Origin of the sequence: Actinomadura opuntiae, from assembly GCF_030283205.1 — a bacterium.
Lineage (GTDB): Bacteria > Actinomycetota > Actinomycetes > Streptosporangiales > Streptosporangiaceae > Spirillospora.
On the sequence record NZ_JASNWF010000012.1, the window covers coordinates 222,212 to 239,696 of the forward strand.

The following is a 17,485-nucleotide window of genomic DNA, read 5'->3' on the forward strand; positions in this document are numbered from 1 at the left end:
CGATTGAGTAGCGCCGTCACCCTCGGCGGACGGCTCGACCGCAGGCAGCTCACCGCGGTGGTCTGCTTCGCGATCTGCGTCGTCGCGGGCATCGTGCTGGCCGTCGCCGGCGGCAAGGCCGGCATCTGGGGCCTGGTCCCCATCATCATGTACGCGGTGCTGGCGCTGCTCGGCGTCGACGTCGTGCTCGCCACCATCGGGGCGGTCATCGTCGCCGCGATCATGACCAGGACCGCGCCGGTGCCGCTCGGCGAGCAGCTCGCCGCGTCGATGGGCTCGCTGGTCGCGGTGATCGGCCTGATCATCCTGCTCGGCGCCGGCCTCGGCCACGTCGCGCAGGAGACCGGCGCCGCGCAGACCCTCGTCCGGACGGTGATGGGCCGGATCGGGCTGAGCACCCCCACCCGCGTCCAGCTCGGCGTCATGGTGTCGTCGCTGGTCATCGTGGGCGCGCTCGGCACCCTCGCGGGCGGCAACGCGATCATCGCGCCGATCGTCATCCCCATCGCGGCGCGGATGGGCTGGCGGCCGCCGGCCGTCGCGGCGATGTTCCACGCGGCGGGCGCGGCCGGGCTGATGCTCGGCCCGTTCACCCCGCCGGTCGTGACGATCACGGCCGCCGCGAAGCTGTCCTACGGCGACTACCTGCTGCACGCGGGCCTGCCGGTCGGCGCGATCACGATCGTGACCGGCTTCTTCATGGCCCGCTGGATCCAGAAGCACACCGACCAGGAGTACGCGCCGGAGGACGCCGCCCAGGACGAGGACCCCGACGCCGCGCCCGACAGGCGCGGGCAGCGGGCCGCGCTCGCCTTCATCGGCGTGCTCGTCGCGCTCGCCGTCTACGGGGTGTGGGTCAAGGCGGGCTACTCCTACGCGCTGGTCGTCATGGTGGTGACCGCCGCCGCGACCGGCCTGGCGGGCGGCCTCGGCGCCAAGGGGACGGCGGAGGCCGTCTACGCGGGCGCGGCCCGGTTGATCTGGCTGTTCATGCTGTTCTGGCTGCTGGACCCGCTGCTGACCCTGGTCCAGAAGACCGGCGCGTTCGACACGATCTTCGACCATCTCAAGGACGTCATGCCGGACGTCGGCCCCTACGCGTTCCTGCTGCTGGTCGTGCTGCTCGGCTACGTGCACGCGGTGCCCGGCGCGGCGGTCGCCCAGGTCGTCCTGATCAACAAGCTGTTCGGGCCGCTGGTGGCGTCGCTGGGCGTGCCCCCGGCGGCGTGGGCGGTGTCGCTGCTCGGGACGGCGCAGATCGACCAGCTCGGCCCGTACCCGACCGCGGACATGATGGGCCAGATGGGACTCGCCCGCTCCAGCGATCTGCGCATGATGCTCTTCAACGGCTGGGCCATCATGGTCGCGAACACGGCGGGATTCCTGGTCCTTTTCGCCCTTCTGCTCTAATTCCGACGAAGTCGGCCCGGGGGGTGCGGGGGGTCGTCCCCCCCCGGGCAACACTGCTCCTGGAGGTCTGGCATGCGCGACGAACTCGACGGACTGGCGCGGCGGGCGGAGCGGCTGGGCGGGACGCTCGGCGTCGCCGTGCACGACCTCGGCACCGGCGGGCGAGCGGAGGTGCGCGCGGACCACCGCTTCACCTCCGCGTCGGTGATCAAGCTCGCGGTCATGGCGGCGGTGCTGGCCGAGGCGGAGGCCGGCCGCCGGTCGCTCGACGAGCGGCTGCCGGTGCCGCCCGGTGCCCGGGTCCCCGGCAGCGGCGTCATCAAGGACCTCGCGGACGCGGCGGAGTTCAGCGTCCGCGACCTGGTCACGCTGATGACCATCGTCAGCGACAACACCGCCACGAACCTGCTGATCGACCTGGTCGGGAGGGACGCGGTGAACGCCTGGTGCGCTCGGCACGGGCTGCACGGCACCGTGCTGGCCCGCGTGATGATGGACGCGGCGGCCCGCGAGCGCGGCGAGGAGAACCTCACCACCCCGGCGGACGTCGCCGCGCTGCTCACCGGCCTGGTGGCGGGCGAGCTGCTCGGCGAGGAGGGCACCGCGTTCGCGCTGGACGTGCTGGCCCGCCAGCAGGTCAACGACCGGCTGCCCCGCCACCTGCCGCCGGGCGTGACGCTGGCCCACAAGACGGGCGAGCTGGCCGCCGTCTGCCACGACGCCGGGATCGTCCTCGCCCCGGACCGCGACCCGATCATCCTGGTGGTCATGACGGAGGGCATCGACAGCGAGGCCGAGGCCGTCTCCCTCATCGCCGACACCGGCCGCGCCGTCTACACCGCGACCGGCCTTACACCCCCCACCCCACCCGTCCCCGCCCCGTAATCGTCAAGTTGCGGCGAGTCGTTGTTATGGGCAGCGCCATAACAACGACTCGCCGCAACTCAACGCGGGGTCTGGAAGGTTTCGGTCGCTTCGGCGCGGATCAGCGACTCGTCCACCTCGTGGCCCAGGCCGGGGGCGGTCGGGACGGGCACCGTTCCATCGGTCGCGCGGATGGGCGGGGTCACGATGTCGTGCGCGTAGTACTTGTCGGAGCCGGACACGTCGCTGGGCAGGTCGAAGCCGGGCAGGGACGCGATCGCGACGTTCGCGGCGCGGCCGACGCCGAACTCGTGCATGCCGCCGCACCACACCTTCCAGCCGGCCGCCATGGCGCGGTCGTGCGCCGTGCGGGCCGCCGTGAGCCCGCCCATCCGGGACACCTTGACGTTCAGGATGCTCCCGGCGCTCAATGCGATGGCCGTGTCGAGCTGGTCCAGGTCGTCGACCGACTCGTCCAGGCAGACGGGGGTGCCGATGGTGGCGGCGAGGCGGGCGTGCGCGGCGAGGGCGCCCGGCGCGAACGGCTGCTCGATGAGCAGCAGGCCGAGGTCGTCCAGCTCCCGCATGGTCGCGAGCGCCTCGAGCGACTCGGGGTAGACGCCGTTCGCGTCGACCTGGACGGCCAGGTCCGGGTACGCCTCGCGGACGGCCCGGGTCGGCGCGACGTCCCAGCCGGGCGCGATCTTGAGCTTGATGCGCCGGTAGCCGTCGGCGACGTGCCGCCCGACCTGCGCGAGCAGCGCGTCGACGGTCGGCTCGATGCCCAGGCTGACGCCGGCGGCGATGCGCTCGCGGGTGCCGCCGAGCGCGGCGGCGAGCGGGGCGCCGGTCGTGCGGGCCCACAGATCCCAGCAGGCGATGTCGAGCCCGGCCTTGGCGAAGTGGTGGCCGCGGATCCGCGCCCAGGCGCGCCCGGCCTCGGACGGATGATCCCATTCGGCCCCGACCAGCGCGGGCGCGAGGTAGCGGCGCAGGATCATCCAGCAGGTGTCGACGGTCTCCGGGCAGTAGTACGGGTCGCTCGGCGAGGCGATCTCGCCCCAGCCGGCGGCGCCGGCCCCGTCGGTCACCCGGACGACGATGTGCTCGAGGTGCGACTTGCGGTGCGAGCTCGTCTGGAAGCTGTGCACGAGCGGCAGGCGCAGCCGGAACGCCTCGACGGCGGCGACGGCGGGCATCAGTTCTTCTCCTGCGGGTCGGGAACGAACCGGTAGACGGCGGTGTCGCCGGAGGCGACCTTGCACGAGACGGCCGCGTAGCCGCCTGAGACCAGGCGGCCGAGGACGCCCGCGACGCGTTCGCGGAGCGCGACGGAGGCGTCCCGGTCGGCGGCGACGCGGGCGTCCCAGTCGCTGGGCAGGCCGAGCAGCACGGCGTCCCCGGCGGGGACGGCCTCGCCCCAGGGCACGCGCGGCGGCGCGGGCGCGCGGCGGGGCGCGGCGGCCGGGTCGGCGGTCAGGTCCCATTCGACGATGAGCCGGTCGGTGCGCATGCCGCGGTCGCGGCCGACGTCCTCGACGCCGAGCAGGTTCGGCTCGAACCAGCGCGCGACCGCGCCGAGGACGTCGAGGTTGAAGTGCGCGTTGCGGGTGCGGACCGGGTCGAACGACCAGCGCATCGCGGTGACGCCGGTGGACAGCACCTGCTCGCGCTGGCCGAGCTTGAGGGCGCGGCCGACGCCGCGGCCCTGCTGGTCCTCGCGGACGGCGGCCATCTGCGAGTAGTGGTAGACCGCGCCGGACGGGTCGATGCCGCCGAAGCCGTAGGCGAACCCGACCAGCTCGCCGCCGTCGAACGCGCCGACGACCGACCCGCCGTTGTGGGCGAGCGAGATGAGCAGCCGCGGGCTGACCGCGGGGTCGGTCTCGCCGAGCCGGAACACCTCGCGGTACAGGGCGACCGCGGCGCGCATCTCCGCGGGCCCGGTCAGGGGCCGCACGTGGACGGCCGGGGATCTCACTGGCATCGCATCGCTTGCTGTCGGCACATGTCCTGACCTGGATATGTTGTGGATCTATGTCCTCGTTGTAGCATCGCGCCTTGTCAGCGTCAAATATTGCGAGGATCGTGACGGACATACGATTCCTATGTTCGTCACCGATCGTCGGGAGCCGGAGGAACATGACCGCCCTGGACCCCGCCGCGGCGGCCCGGATCACCGAGGCCGCCGCCGCACTCCTGGACCCTTCCCGCGCACGCCTGCGCGCATACGCCCTCGCCGAGTCGCCCAGCGGCGACGCCGCGGCCCTGGCCCGCTGCGCCGGGCTGGTCGAGGCCGGGCAGGCCGCCGCCGGCGGCCGGGTGCGGCGGGTGCCGTCCCCGAGCGGCGACCACCTGGTCACGTCCTGGGGGCCGGACGGCGGCGGGCACCTCCTCGTCGTCGGCCACTACGACACCGTCTGGCCCGTCGGGCGCCTCGCCGACATGCCCTACACCGACGACGGCACGACCATCACCGGGCCCGGCGTCTTCGACATGAAGGGCGGTCTCGTCGCGCTGGAGACCGCGTTCCAGGCGCTCGACGCCGCCGGGATCGCGGTGCCCGCGCCGGTCCGCGCGGTCGTCGTCGCGGACGAGGAGGTCGGCAGCCCCACCGGCCGTGCGCTCGTCGAGGAAGAGATGGAGGGCGCCGCCGCGGTCATCGGCCTGGAGTCGCCGCACCCCGACGGCGCGCTGAAGTCCGCGCGGCGGGGCAGCACCCGTGTCGCGCTGCGGGTCCGGGGCCGCGAGGCGCACGCCGCGCTCGACCCCGGCCGCGGGGTGTCGGCGATCGACGAGCTGCTCGACCAGCTCGCCGCCGTCCGCGCCGCCGTGCCCGACGACGGCACCACCCTTTTCAACATCGGCCGGATCGAGGGCGGCAGCCGCGCCAACGTGATCGCCGGGGACGCTTGGGCGGAGATCGGCCTCCGCTTTACCGACGCCGGATCCGAGCGCCGGATGCTGGACGTGCTGCGCGCCGCCCGCCCGGTCCGGGACGGCGCGCAGGTCGAGGCCGAGGTGCTGACGTCCCGTCCGACCTGGCAGGACGACCCGGACAACCCGCTGCTGGCGCACCTGGCGGAGGTGGGCGCCGCGCTCGGGCAGACCGTCCGGGGCCGTCCGGCGGCGGGCGCGGGCGACGCGAACCTGCCGGGCTCCCGCGGCCTGCCGACGCTCGACGGCCTCGGCCCGCGCGGCCGGGGCGCGCACGCCGCCGACGAGCGCATCGAGGCCGCCGACCTGTCCCGCTGCGCCGCCCTCCTCGCCGCGCTCTTCGCCGTCCCGTACCGTCCCTGATCCGACCGGACGGGGTGAAATCGGTCGACGCGGGGCGCCGGGCGGGCAAGACTCGACCTTGTGAAGATCAGGCTCGCCGGCGGTGTCGTCGCCTCGGACATGGGCGCGTGGACGGCGGGCCCGTCCGGCGCCCCGGTCCGGGTGGACGACGCGTCCGGCGCGCGTCCCGGCGCGGCCGTCGCGCTGGGGCCCGCCGGCGCGCCCGGCGAGGACGTCCGGCGCGCGGTCGCCGAGCTGTCCGCGCTGGTCGCGGCCGGGGGGACGGTCGCCGCGGGCGCGGGCGTCGACCTCGGCAACGGGTTCCGCTCCGCCCGCCTGGACGGGGCGCGCGGCGACCAGCGCGACGCGGTCCTCGCCGCGCTGCGGACGCTCGGCCTGGAGAACGCGCACCGGCTCGGCGACCGGGCCGGGTTCCTCGTCGCGCTGTTCGGCCCGTCGGTCACCAGGCGGGTGGGCGCGGCGGCGGCGAAGGCGGCCGGGGACGGGCGGTGGGCCGCGCTGCACCTGGCGTCCGCCGCGAGCGACGTCCTCGGGCCCGAGCAGCTGGAACGCGTCCTCGACCTGGACGGCCCCGACGCCGCCGTCCCCGGCGCGCCGTCCGTGCTCGCCGGGTACCTGCGCCAGGTGCTGGACGGGGTGTCCCGCCCGCGCCGGCTCGACCTGCTCCTCGACCTGTGGGCGCGGGTGCTCGACCAGGAGGACCGGCGGGGCCGCCGCGACCGCCGGCTGGCCACGCAGGGCCGCCGCGACCGGCTCGGCGACCTGCGCGAGCGCCGCGCCCGCTACGAGGACGAGCTGGTCGTCCGGCGGATGAAGGCGGAGCTGTGCCTGGACGAGCCCACGCTCGCCGACGCCGCGCGGTGGAGGCCGCCCAACGTCTACTGGCGCGACCAGCTCGTCCGGATGTTCCATGACGCGATCGCCGCCACCGCCCTGCTGCGCACGGCCGTCGCGGTCGCCGACCACGGCTACGAGGAGGGCCTGTCCCGCTCCGCCGCACTTCTCGGCGCCGTCGTCGAGCAGTGCCCCGGGTGGGCGGACGGCCGTCACCGCTCCGGCGGGCTGCCCGCCCGGCCCACCGTCCACGTGGGGGAGATCCACCGCAGGCTGTCCGCCGGAAAGCCGGTCGACGCCCGGCTCATCGGCTACGTGAAACCGCGGCTGACCCGCGCCAAGGAGTTCGCGCTCCTGGTCATCGAGACCGTCGAGACGGTCATGGACCGGATGATCGGCCACCACGGCGATCTCCTGCGCGACTGGGGCGCGGGCGACCTGCGCGACTGGCGCGCCGCCGTCGGGTACAGCCCGGTACGGCCGCCCGCCGGATGGGACGGCATCCCGCCGTGGACCGGCCCGCTCCTCGGCGACCGCGAACCGCTGCGCGACCGCGACGAGCTCCTCGGCGACCTGCTCTGGTACGTCGACCTGATCGACGCGCTCGCCCAGCTGCACGGGCACGACGCGGCGCGCTCGGTGGACGGCACCGGCGCCCCCTGGTTCGACCACGACCCGCCCCCGCAGGACCCCGAGCCGCTCACGCCCCGGCTCGACTCGGTGACGCTCGCGGTGTCCGGCGCGGCGCAGCTCGTCGCGCTCGGCGGCGTCCCGCCCAAGGGCGTGCGCACCTGGAGCGGGTTCACCGAGGGCCTGACCGCGGGGACGGCGATCAGCGAGGCGCTGACCGGCGAGTTCAAGGTCCCGGCGGCGCTGGCGGCCGTCGACGGGACGGCGGTGCCCGGCGCGAAGGTCCGCGTGAAGGTGGCCCGCAGCGCGCGCGACCTCGCCGAATGGTCGGACTACATGGGCAACTGCATCGCCTCCCACTGGTACGTCGAGGACGCCCGCCAGGGACGCGTCGCCCTGCTCGGCCTGTACGGCGAGGACGGCGTGCTCGTCGCCAACGCCGAGGTCGGCCCGCGCCGCCCGCAGTCGCGCGGCTGGCGCGTCACCGAGATCGCGGCGCGCTTCAACGCGTCCCCCGACGAGGAGCTCGACCGCCGGTTCGCCGCGTGGGTCGCCGCGATCCCCGGCACCAGGCCGCCCGAGGACCCGGTGCCGGACGAGGTGCCGCCCGTCCGTCCGTCGCGCCGCCGACCCGCGCCGCGCCTGGTCGAGGAGGTGGGACCGGCGCTCGGCGACCTCGGCCGCGCCGCCTGGGACGGCACCGGCGCCGCGACGCGCGAGGCGTTCGCCGCGGTCGCCTCGACGCCGCCGGACGCGGCGCTCCCCAAGCTGCGCCGGCTCGGATCCGCGCAGCTCACCGCCGCCGTCCGCCGCGCGCTCGACACCGGCTCGGTCACGCTCGCCGGGCTGTGGGACGCGACGGGGGAACGGCCGCTCGCCACCGCGCTGGACGGCCTCGATCCGGCCTTGCGGCAGCGCTACGACCAGCTTCCCCTGCTGCTCGGCGAGCCGCCGCTGCCGAAGACGCTGCGCAGGCTCGTCCGGCTGCCCGCGATCGCCGAACCGTACGCGCTGGACCTGGTGGCGCGCCGCGTCCGCGCGGCGATCGGGCGGCTGGCCGTCCAGGACGACCCCGCCGTCGCCCGCGCCGTGGCGCACCGGCCGACCGAGCCGCTGCTGTGCGCGCTGGCCGTCCTCGTCACCTGCGCCGCGCCGGACGTCCCGCTCGCGATCGTGGTGCCGCCGCGCAAGATCGCCGTCCCCGGCTACCCGGCGACCACCCTCAAGGACGAGGACGGTCCGTGGCGGCGCGCGCTGCCCGACGCCGCCGAGCTCGGCGCCGACACCGCGCTCCTCTGGGACGAGGTCGCGGCGCGCGGGCTGCGCGTCCCCGCGTCCTGGCTCGGCGCGGGCGGCTGGACGGCCCTGTGGTCGCGCGCCCACAGCCACCGCTGACGGCCGTCCCGCCGGCGGTGGGCCCGCGGAACGGCCGTCCGGGGAACCTCTACCTCTCTGCCTCGGCCGCCTCCAGGTCGGCCTTGGCGGCGCGCGGGCTCCAGCGTCCGGCGAGCGGGAGCATCAGCGCGAAGAACAGCAGCTGGGCGACGATGCACACCCACCACCAGTGCTGCCACTGGTGCGGCGCGTCGGCCGCCGCCTGCTTGATGTCGGCGAGCTGGTGCATCAGCGCCGCCGAGGGCGCGTGGCCCGCCTCCTGCGCCGCCTTGGCCTCCGCGAGCTTGCCGGGGGCGTCGACCAGGGTGTTCGCGCTGCTCACCACGTACTGCAGCGCGAAGACCGAACCGGCGACGGCGATCCGGGTCGTCCAGCCCCAGACGGCCAGGCCGTGCGCCATCAGCGCCGGGTTGCGCCGCTCGATCGTCTCGGTGAACGCGGCCATCCACGGCGCGTACGCGATGGCGAGGCCGACCGCCAGGAGGCTGACGATGGTCGCCAGCGCCCCGAAGCTCGTGTCCGGATGGGTGGCGCGGGTCAGGAACACGTACGTCATGACCACCGCGAGGACGGTCCCGGCGGCCATGAACGGCTTGCGCACCCGCGTCCGGTCCGACACGACCCCGACGACCACCAGCGCGATCGCGTCCATCGCCCAGTACCAGGTGTTGATGCCGTTGGCGCGGGACGTGGAGAACCCGAACGTGGTGGTCAGGTAGATGGTGAAGAACCCGACCGCCGTATAGTAGATGATCAGGAAGACGGAGATCCCGGCGGCCGGGGCGAGGATGTCGAGCTTCAGCATCTGCGTCCACGGCCGGCCGAGGTCGGCGCTCGCCTCGGCCTGCGCCGCGCGCGCCTCCACCTTCGCGCGGTCCTCGGCGCTGACCATGACCTGGCTGCGCAGGCCGGGGTTCAGCTCGCGCAGGCCGCCGAGCGCGATAGCGAAGACGACCAGCCCGAAGGCGCCCATGATGTAGTACTGGCTGGCCCAGCTGTCGTCGAGCCGCTCCAGCGTCCGGTTCGCGACGAAGCTGACGATGAGGCTCGCCACGACCGGGCCGAGCGTCCAGAAGCCCATCGCGGACGCGCGGCCGAGCTGCGGGGAGAAGTCCCGGACCAGCGCGGGCGTGGCCACCAGGATCACGCCCTCGACCATCCCGATGACGGTGAGCAGCACGACGAACGCCCACTTGTTCGGCATCGAGGGGATGAACAGCGTGAGCACGCCGGTGACGCCGAGCCCGTAGGCGACCAGGTTCGCCCGGCCCCACTTGTCGCAGAGTCCCGCCGCCAGGGCGCCGAACGCGCCGACCAGGCCCCCGATGACCAGCGCGTTGACGTAGAAGAGGAACGACATCTCGAAGTGGGCGAGCACCAGCGGCGCCACGCCGCCGGTCACGTACTGCTCGCAGTACAGGACGATCGTGGCGAGGACGACCACCGCGAGGTACCACACGCGGGGGCCGGTTTCGGGATAGCGGTCGAGGTCGCGCTTCCAGAGGCGGTCGAACCCGGCTCTGGACTCGGGGGCGGCCGGGTGATCGAGGGTGGTCATGGGCACCTCTTTCCGGTTGTCCCGGCAGGGGGCTTTCGGCCCGCTGTTCTAGAAGCGAACTCTAGGTTCGGGACCTTAAAATTTCCAGAGCTAAGTTCTAGAATCTCGATCTAGAACTCTCTCCGAGGAGGGCGATGTCCACCGCCTCCAGGCCCGCACCGTCCAAGGCACCGTCCAAGGCGCCGTCTCAGGCACCGTCCAAGGCCGTCCCGAGACCCACCCCCGACACCCGGCCGTTCTGGGACGGCACCGCCGCCGGCGAGCTGCGCGTCCAGCGCTGCCGGGCCTGCGCCCGGCACTTCTTCTATCCCCGCCCCGCCTGCCCGCACTGCGGCTCCGGCGACGTCGCGTGGGTGGCGGTGAGCGGGCGCGCCACCCTGCACTCGTACGTGATCAACCACCGTCCGGCGCCCGGCTTCGAGGACGAGGCGCCCTACGTCATCGCCATCGTCGAGCTGGAGGAGGGCGTGCGGATGATGAGCAACATCGTCGGCGTCCCCGCCGACCCCGAGCACCTGCCGCTCGACCTGCCGCTGCGGGCGGTCTTCGAGCCGCGCGGCGACGTGCACCTGCCGCTCTTCACCCCCGCGGAGGCCCGGTGAACATCGTCATCGCGGGCGCGGCCGAGACCGACGCGATCGGTCGGCTGCCCGATCACTCCACCCGGCAGCTGCACCTGGAAGCCGCCCGCAACGCCCTCGCCGACGCGGGGTTGACCAAGGACGACATCGACGGCGTCGCCACCGTCGGCACCCCCGGACCGGTCGAGATCGCGCACTCCCTGGGGATCGAGCCCGCCTGGCTCGACGGCACGCAGGTCGGCGGCTCGTCGTTCCTGTTCCACGTCCGGCACGCCGCCGCCGCGATCCGCGCCGGGATGTGCGGCACCGTCCTCATCACGCACGGCGAGTCGGGCCGCTCCCGCGTCGGCGCGCCCCGCTACGCCCGCACGCCGGACTCGCTGAGCGGCCAGTTCGAGGCGCCGTACGGCGTGTTCGGCCCGACGAGCGCCTTCACCCTCACCGCGCTGCGCTACATGAAGGAGACCGGCCTCACCCACGAGCAGCTCGCCGGGGTGCCGGTCGCGCAGCGGCGCTGGGCGAACCTCAATCCGCGTGCGATGTACCGCGACCCCATCACGGTCGAGGACGTCCTCGCGTCCCGGATGGTCGCCTACCCGTTCCACCTGCTGGAGTGCTGCCTGGTGACCGACGGCGGCGGCGCGCTCGTCGTCACGTCCGAGGACCGCGCCCGTGCGCTCGGCACCCGCCGCCCGCTCGTCCACCTGCTGGGGGCGGGGGAGTCGGCCGAGTCGCCGATCATCTCGCAGATGGCCGACCTGACCAGCTCGGCGGGGTTCCGCCGGGCGTCCCGCGCCGCGTTCGCCGAGGCGGGCATCGGGCACGGCGACGTCGACCACGTGATGATCTACGACGCGTTCGCGCACCTGCCGATCTACGGCCTGGAGGACATGGGCTTCGTCGGGCGGGGCGAGGCGGGCGCGTTCATCGCCGAGGGCCACACCTCGCCCGGCGGCCGGCTCCCGCTGAACACCAACGGCGGCGGCCTGTCCTACACCCACACCGGCATGTACGGGATGTTCGCGATCCAGGAGGCCGTCCGCCAGCTCCGCAAGGAGGCCGCCGCGCAGGTCCCGGACGCGGAGGTCAGCGTGGTGCTGGGCAACGGCGGCATGTTCATGTCCGCCGCCGTGCTCGTGCTGGCCTCGCACCGCTGAGCCGCGGCGTGCCGCCCCCGAGGCCGGCCGTCACAGGGGGCGGCACGCCGCCACGGCGTCAGTGCCAGGTGATGAGGGCGTCGAGGATCTCCACCTCCGCGCCGTCGACGCGCAGCGGGTTGATCTCCAGCGCCTCCAGACGGTCGCCGAGGGACGCGGCGACCGCCGCGACGCGCGCCACCACGTCAGCGACCGCGGCGAGGTCGGCGGGCTTGGCGCCGCGCGCGCCGTTCAGCAGCGCGGCGCCGCGCAGCTCGCCGAGCGCCTCCCGGACGTCGCGCGCGTCCACCGGCAGCAGGCGCAGCGCGGAGTCGCGCAGCACCTCGACCCACACGCCGCCGAGCCCGACCGCGAGCGTGAGGCCCCACGCCGGGTCGCGGACGACCCCGGCGAGCAGCTCCACGCCGCCCGTCCGCTGCGGCTGGACGAGCGCGCCCGCACCGGCGTGCCCCGCGAGCGCGGCCATGACCTCGCGGTAGGCGGCGCGGACGGCGTCCGGCCCGGCCAGGCCGAGGCGGACGCCGCCGATGTCGCTCTTGTGGGCCAGGCCGTCCGCCGCCGCCTTCAGTACGACCGGGTACCCGAACCGGTCCGCCACCGCGACCGCCGCGTCCTCGCCGCCGACCAGCTCGGACGGCACCACGGGCAGCCCCGCCCCGGCGAGCAGCGCGGCGGCGCGGTGCTCGGCCCACACGCCGGACGCGCCGTCCACCGCGACGCGCTCGCCCGCCGCGGGGCGTTGCGCGAGCGCGCGCTCCCGTTCGGCCGACCAGCGGACGGCCGCGCCGATCGCCTGCATCCCGTGCTCGATCCCGCCGACGACGTGCGGGAACCCGGTCCTCTCCTGGACGGTCCGCCCGAACTCCGACACGTCGGTCAGCGTGTTGCCGACCACCACGACCGGACGCGGCGACGCGGCGATGCGCCGGGCGTGCGCCTCGAAGTTCGCCATCGGAACCGACGGGTCCGGCGGTGCGAAGCGGGGCAGGTCGGTCAGCAGCATCACCGCGTCGATGCCCGGATCGGCGGAGACGATCTCCAGCGCGCGGCCGAGGAGCGTCCGGTCGATGAGCACGTAGCCGGTGACGTCCAAGGGGTTCTGCACGGTCGCGAACGGCGGCAGGATCTCCGCAAGTGCGGCCGCGGTCTCCGGCGTGTACGGGGGCAGTTCGAGGCCCTCGTCCTCGGCGCGGTCGGCGATGATCTCCGACGCGCCGCCGGACGGGGTCACCACGCCGATCCGCGGGCCGGGCAGGGGCCCGGTGGAGGCCAGCAGCCCGGCGGTGACGATCAGGTCCTCCAGCGACCGGACGCGGATCACCCCGAGCCGCCGGAACGCCGCGTCCACCACGCCGTCGTCGCCGACGAGCGCGCCGGTGTGCGCCCGCGCGGTGCGCGACGCCAGCCGGCTGCGCCCGATCTTCAGCGCGACGACCGGCTTGCCCGCCTCCAGCGCCCGCCGCGCCGCCCGCGCGAACGCCTCCGGGTCGCGCACCGACTCCAGGAACAGCGCGACGACCCTGGTCGCCGGGTCGTCCACCAGGTAGTCGATGACGTCGGGGACGGTGACCAGCGACTCGTTGCCCATCGACGTCAGCAGGCTGAGCCCGACGTTGCGGGCCTGCGCGAACGCCAGCACCGAACTGGCCAGCGCGCCGCTCTGCAGCACCACGCCGACCGGCCCGCGCAGCAGCGGCGGGGGGATCGGCAGCCCGTACGGGGTGATCCCGGCGGCGGCGTTGATGTAGCCGTTGCCGTTCGGGCCGAGGACGGTCAGCCCCGCCTCCCGTGCGAACGCGACGACCTCGGCCTCCAGCCGCGCGCCCTCCTCGCCCGCCTCGCCGAACCCGGCGGTCAGCACGACGTAGTTCCGGATCCCGGCCCCGGCGCCGTCCCGCAGCACGGGCAGGACGGCGCGCGTCGGCACCATCACGTACGCCAGGTCGATCGGCCCGGGCAGCTCCGCCAGGCTCGGGTACGCGGCGTGCCCGTGCACGAGCCCGCCGCGCGGGTTGACCAGGTGCACCGGCCCGGCGAACCCGTGCGCCCGCAGGTTCCCGAACGTGCTCACCGACCAGCCGGACTTGTCGCTCGCCCCGACCAGCGCGATCGAGCCCGGGTTGAACAGCGCGCGGACCCCGGCCCGCGGATCGCGAGGGGTCATCTCACTCCCCGATGGCGCCCAGGCGGACGTGCCCCCTGAGCAGGTTGCGGGCGATGGTCCGGCGCTGGATCTCGTCGGTGCCCTCGAAGATCCGCAGCAGCCGCAGCTCCCGGTACCAGCGCTCGATCGGCAGCTCCTTGGTGTACCCCATGCCGCCGTGGATCTGCAGCACCCGGTCCACGACCCGGTTCGCCATCACCGCGCCGTTCAGCTTGGCGATGGACGAGGCGTGCCGCGCGTCCAGCCCCTCCTGCACCCGCCACGCCGCGTACAGCGTCAGCCACTTCGCCGCCTCGATCTCCACCTGCGAGTCGGCGATCATCCACTGGATGGCCTGGTAGTCGGCGATCGGATGGCCCATGGACACCCGGACCCCGGCGTAGTCGATCGCCATCTGCAGCATCCGCTCGGCCGCGCCGATCGCCCGCGCCGGGATCATGTAGCGGCCCTGCCCGATCCACCGCATCGCCAGGTCGAAGCCCTTGCCGACCTCGCCGAGCACGTTCGCGCCGGGCACCCGGACGTCCTCGAACACCAGCGACGCCGGCCCCCACTCGCCCATGGTCGGGATCGGCTCGGACTTCCAGCCCATGTCCCGGTCGACCAGGAAGCACGTCACGCCGCCGTCCGCGCCGAGGGCCGGGTCGGTCACCGCGAACACCATGACGAAGTCGGCCTCGTTGCCGCCGGTGATGAACGTCTTCTCGCCGTTGATGATCCAGTCGTCGCCGTCGCGCACGGCGCGGGTGCGGATGCTGCGCGCGTCCGACCCGGCGCCCGGCTCGGTGATGGCGAAGCAGGACCGCCGCTCGCCCTCGATCGTCGGGACCAGGTAGGCGCGTTTCTGCGCCTCGTCGCAGGCGTACAGGATGTTGTCGGCGGTGCCGCCGAAGCTGAACGGGACGAACGTGCGGCCCGTCTCCATCGCCACGATCGCCGACATCAGCGGGCCGAGCGCGGCGCCGCCGTACTCCTCGGGCGTGTTGATGCCCCAGAACCCGGACCTGCGCGCCTTGCCGCGCAGGTCGCGCAGCGTCCCGGGATCGAGCCCGGGGCGCCCGGCGCGCTCGTTGCGCAGCACCTCCGGTTCCAGCGGCACGACCTCCCGTTCGACGAACGAGCGGACGGTGTCGCGGATCTGGCGTTCCTCGGCGCTCAGCGAGAAGTCCATGGACCGGTCCTCCGATCAATCCTAGAATCCATTTCTAGGAATCGGTTCTAGGCTGCGCGCGGGGCCGTCCCGGCGTCAAGGCGCCCGGCCCGCTTTCTAGAATCTGTTCCATCGACGGCCGGACGGCGGCCGCCGCACCGGACGGGGGACCGATGGCCCGCAGGCCCAGCGGCAGGGGCGGATGGGAATGGAGCCGCACCGCCCAGACGCGCCGCACCATGCTGGAGGCGGCGCGCGAGGTGTTCTGCGCGCACGGCTTCGCCGACGCCGCGATCTCCGAGGTCGTCGAGCGCGCCGGCTCCAGCGTCGGCAGCCTCTACCACCACTTCGGCGGCAAGACCGAGCTGTTCCTCGCCCTGTGGGAGGAGCACGAGGGCGCGCACGAGAAGGCCGCCACCGCGAGTGTCGCCGAGGCCAAGGGCGCCGGCGTCGACGACCCGGTCGAGCTGTTCATCGCCGGCGCCCGCGCGTTCCTCGCCGGCTCCTGGGAGCGCCGCGACCTCGCCCGCCTGTTCATGGACGGCGACGGCCCGCCCGGCTTCGACCTGATGCGCCGCACCCGCCGCCGCGACTGGGTCCGGCAGAACGCCGTGCTGCTCGCGCTCGGCGGCGAGCCCATCGACCGCCTCACCGTCGCCGTCCTGACCACGGTCATCGGCGAGGCCGGACGCGAGGTCGCCACCAGCGAGGACGAGGCGGAGGCGCAGGAGGTCATCGACGCGGCGATCGAGCTGATCCGCCGCTTCGACCGCGCGACCGCGACCCCCTGACCGCCACCGACCTCCGCTCCGGCCCGCGCCAGAGGTGAGAAACCAGGCGATTTCCGGCCATTCTCGATCGCCTCGGCAAATGCTTTGGCTTGCCTTTGCGAGCCATGTCCCATGCCTTTATAGTCGCCGATGTCGATCGCTCGTAACGCGCGCAAAGCGCTGCCGGGCCGTGGGCTCGGGTGGAGATGAAGGCAGGGAATTCGTGAGGGTATTTCGTGGGACCGTCGGATGCGGGCGGCGCGGGGCCGGAGCCGTCCTCGTCGCCGCCGCGGCCGTGACCGCGACCGTGGCCGCCGCGCCGCCGGCGGCGCCGTCCGCTCCGGCGACGTCCCCGTCCGTCACGCACAAGCATTACGGGAACGCGGGGGATATTCCGAAATGCCGCCCGGGTTATGCCTGCGCCACCGTCGCCCATGGCGGGAAATACCACGTCTTCGACTTCTACCGGTACGGCACCTACGGGCTGAGCGATTGGCACGGTCGCGGAGGGCTCTCCAACGAGCAGGCGGGCGGCGCCGCGGCCAGGATCTACGACCGGTCCGGCGCCGAGATCGAATGCGTCGCGGCGGGCACCGCGACGGCCGACGTGGACTGGGACCGCGCCGGGAAGATCAAGCTGACGACGGTCCGCTGCTGATCCCGGCCGCCGTGCCGCGCCGGGCGGGCGTGTCGCGCTGGGCCGCGACGAGGCCCTCGCCCGCCTCCGTCCGGTAGTAGAGGACGGAGCGCCCGGCGCGGCGGCGGCGGACGAGCCGGGCGTCCAGCAGGATCTTCAGGTGCCGGCCGACGCTGCCGAGGCCGTGGCCGGTCAGGGCCACGAGCTGGGTCGTGCTCTTCGGGGTGTCCAGCAGCACCAGCACCGACGCGCGGACGGGGCCGAGCAGCGCACCGAGCGCGTCGGGCACCGGGACGGCGTCCGCGTCGGCCAGCGTGCCCGAGCACGGGTACATGACGGCGTACCGGGACGATTCCCGGTTCCAGGAGACCCAGCTCTGGCCGTGCGTGACCGGCACGAACACCAGCGGCTTGCCCGACAGGTCGCGCGGCGGGTAGTCGTAGGTGTTGATCTGCAGACGGTTCTCGCCGAGCCAGCGCATGCCGGGGCGCATGTCGTCCAGCGCGGCCGCCCAGCCGCCCTGGCTCAGGTGCGCGACGCGGGAGACGATGTCGGCCTCGATGATCCGGCGCCGCCGCGGCCAGCCGGGCAGGACCGTCTCGCGCCAGACCCAGGTGAGCAGGTCGGCGATGCGTTCCGGCAGGTCGTCCCGGTCGAGGACGGGCGGCAGCGGTCCGTTCAGGCAGACGGTCAGGTCGGCGCGGGCGGCCTCGGGCGGCGTGCGGCGGATCCGCTCCAGCTCGGCCTCGAACGACGCCTCGGGCTCGCCGGTCGGAGTGGGCGTGACGAAATCGGCGTTCCACCCCTGCACGAACGCCGTCCGCACGAGCCGCGCCGTCACCGGATCGGCGGCCGTCCGCGCGCGGTAGGCGGGCAGGTGCTCCTCCAGCCACGCGCGCTCGGCGGGGTTCCCGGCCCGCTCCCAGCGCAGCGTCTTCAGGCAGGCGGTGGCCTCGGCCAGGGGCGAGACGACGAACCGGCTCCCCGCGAGCGTGTCCGCGTTGATCTCCCACCAGCCCAATGGTTTCGCCTCCC

At 74.3% G+C, this 17,485-nt stretch carries 14 protein-coding genes; 8 read left to right on the forward strand and 6 right to left on the reverse strand.

Translation table 11 applies throughout. The features are described 5' to 3' along the window. Nucleotides 1–3: 3 nt before the first annotated feature. Entirely contained in the window at nt 4–1,410 is a 1,407-nt protein-coding gene (locus QP089_RS26375) for an SLC13 family permease (protein ID WP_285914838.1), read from the forward strand. Nucleotides 1,411–1,482: 72 nt separating this feature from the next. Beyond that, nucleotides 1,483–2,295: a serine hydrolase gene (locus QP089_RS26380; RefSeq protein WP_285914840.1), complete on the forward strand. Its 813-nt coding sequence runs from the start codon at nt 1,483–1,485 to the stop codon at nt 2,293–2,295. 59 nt (nt 2,296–2,354) lie between these two features. On the opposite strand, the gene menC is transcribed toward QP089_RS26380, so the two are convergent. Together menC and QP089_RS26390 are read right to left on the reverse strand one after the other, a co-directional pair. Further along, nucleotides 2,355–3,473 (reverse strand): o-succinylbenzoate synthase, encoded by a 1,119-nt coding sequence (gene menC, locus QP089_RS26385; RefSeq protein ID WP_285914842.1) that lies wholly within the window; start codon nt 3,471–3,473, stop codon nt 2,355–2,357. Then, nucleotides 3,473–4,261 (reverse strand): GNAT family N-acetyltransferase, encoded by a 789-nt coding sequence (locus QP089_RS26390; protein WP_285914843.1) that lies wholly within the window; start codon nt 4,259–4,261, stop codon nt 3,473–3,475. The genes menC and QP089_RS26390 overlap by 1 nt, the downstream gene beginning before the upstream one ends. A 155-nt stretch (nt 4,262–4,416) precedes the next feature. Here QP089_RS26390 and QP089_RS26395 point away from each other — a divergent pair, with 155 nt between their 5' ends. Together QP089_RS26395 and QP089_RS26400 are read left to right on the forward strand one after the other, a co-directional pair. Next, on the forward strand, nt 4,417–5,574 hold the full coding sequence (locus QP089_RS26395) for a M20/M25/M40 family metallo-hydrolase (RefSeq protein ID WP_285914845.1): 1,158 nt from the start codon (nt 4,417–4,419) through the stop codon (nt 5,572–5,574). A 60-nt stretch (nt 5,575–5,634) separates the two neighbouring features. Then, entirely contained in the window at nt 5,635–8,433 is a 2,799-nt protein-coding gene (locus tag QP089_RS26400) for a hypothetical protein (protein ID WP_285914847.1), read from the forward strand. Nucleotides 8,434–8,482: 49 nt separating this feature from the next. Here QP089_RS26400 and QP089_RS26405 read toward each other — a convergent pair whose 3' ends face one another. Further along, on the reverse strand, nt 8,483–9,991 hold the full coding sequence (locus QP089_RS26405) for an MFS transporter (RefSeq protein ID WP_285914849.1): 1,509 nt from the start codon (nt 9,989–9,991) through the stop codon (nt 8,483–8,485). 134 nt (nt 9,992–10,125) lie between these two features. On the opposite strand from QP089_RS26405, the gene QP089_RS26410 reads away from it, so the two are divergent. Both QP089_RS26410 and QP089_RS26415 read left to right on the forward strand, forming a co-directional pair. Then, on the forward strand, nt 10,126–10,593 hold the full coding sequence (locus tag QP089_RS26410; RefSeq protein WP_285914850.1) for a Zn-ribbon domain-containing OB-fold protein: 468 nt from the start codon (nt 10,126–10,128) through the stop codon (nt 10,591–10,593). Continuing rightward, nucleotides 10,590–11,729 (forward strand): thiolase C-terminal domain-containing protein, encoded by a 1,140-nt coding sequence (locus QP089_RS26415; RefSeq protein ID WP_285914851.1) that lies wholly within the window; start codon nt 10,590–10,592, stop codon nt 11,727–11,729. The genes QP089_RS26410 and QP089_RS26415 overlap by 4 nt, the downstream gene beginning before the upstream one ends. A 58-nt stretch (nt 11,730–11,787) precedes the next feature. Here QP089_RS26415 and QP089_RS26420 read toward each other — a convergent pair whose 3' ends face one another. Both QP089_RS26420 and QP089_RS26425 read right to left on the reverse strand, forming a co-directional pair. Next, a complete protein-coding gene (locus QP089_RS26420) occupies nt 11,788–13,893 on the reverse strand; it encodes an acetate--CoA ligase family protein (RefSeq protein ID WP_285914852.1) in 2,106 nt (701 codons plus the stop codon). A 1-nt stretch (nt 13,894) separates the two neighbouring features. Beyond that, nucleotides 13,895–15,064, reverse strand: coding sequence for an acyl-CoA dehydrogenase family protein (locus QP089_RS26425; RefSeq protein ID WP_285914853.1), 1,170 nt, complete (start codon nt 15,062–15,064; stop codon nt 13,895–13,897). A 152-nt stretch (nt 15,065–15,216) separates the two neighbouring features. Here QP089_RS26425 and QP089_RS26430 point away from each other — a divergent pair, with 152 nt between their 5' ends. Next, the gene (locus QP089_RS26430; RefSeq protein WP_285914855.1) at nt 15,217–15,834 is read left to right on the forward strand and encodes a TetR/AcrR family transcriptional regulator; all 618 of its coding nucleotides are present in this window, start codon (nt 15,217–15,219) and stop codon (nt 15,832–15,834) included. Between the two features lie 202 nt (nt 15,835–16,036). Continuing rightward, nucleotides 16,037–16,471, forward strand: a complete 435-nt coding sequence (locus QP089_RS26435) for a hypothetical protein (RefSeq protein ID WP_285914856.1) — start codon at nt 16,037–16,039, stop codon at nt 16,469–16,471. Here QP089_RS26435 and QP089_RS26440 read toward each other — a convergent pair. After that, nucleotides 16,446–17,471 carry a transcriptional regulator gene (locus tag QP089_RS26440; RefSeq protein ID WP_285914857.1) on the reverse strand — a complete coding sequence of 342 codons (1,026 nt, stop codon included), beginning with the start codon at nt 17,469–17,471 and terminating at the stop codon, nt 16,446–16,448. The two genes, QP089_RS26435 and QP089_RS26440, sit on opposite strands and share 26 nt — an antisense overlap. Nucleotides 17,472–17,485 lie beyond the last annotated feature (14 nt).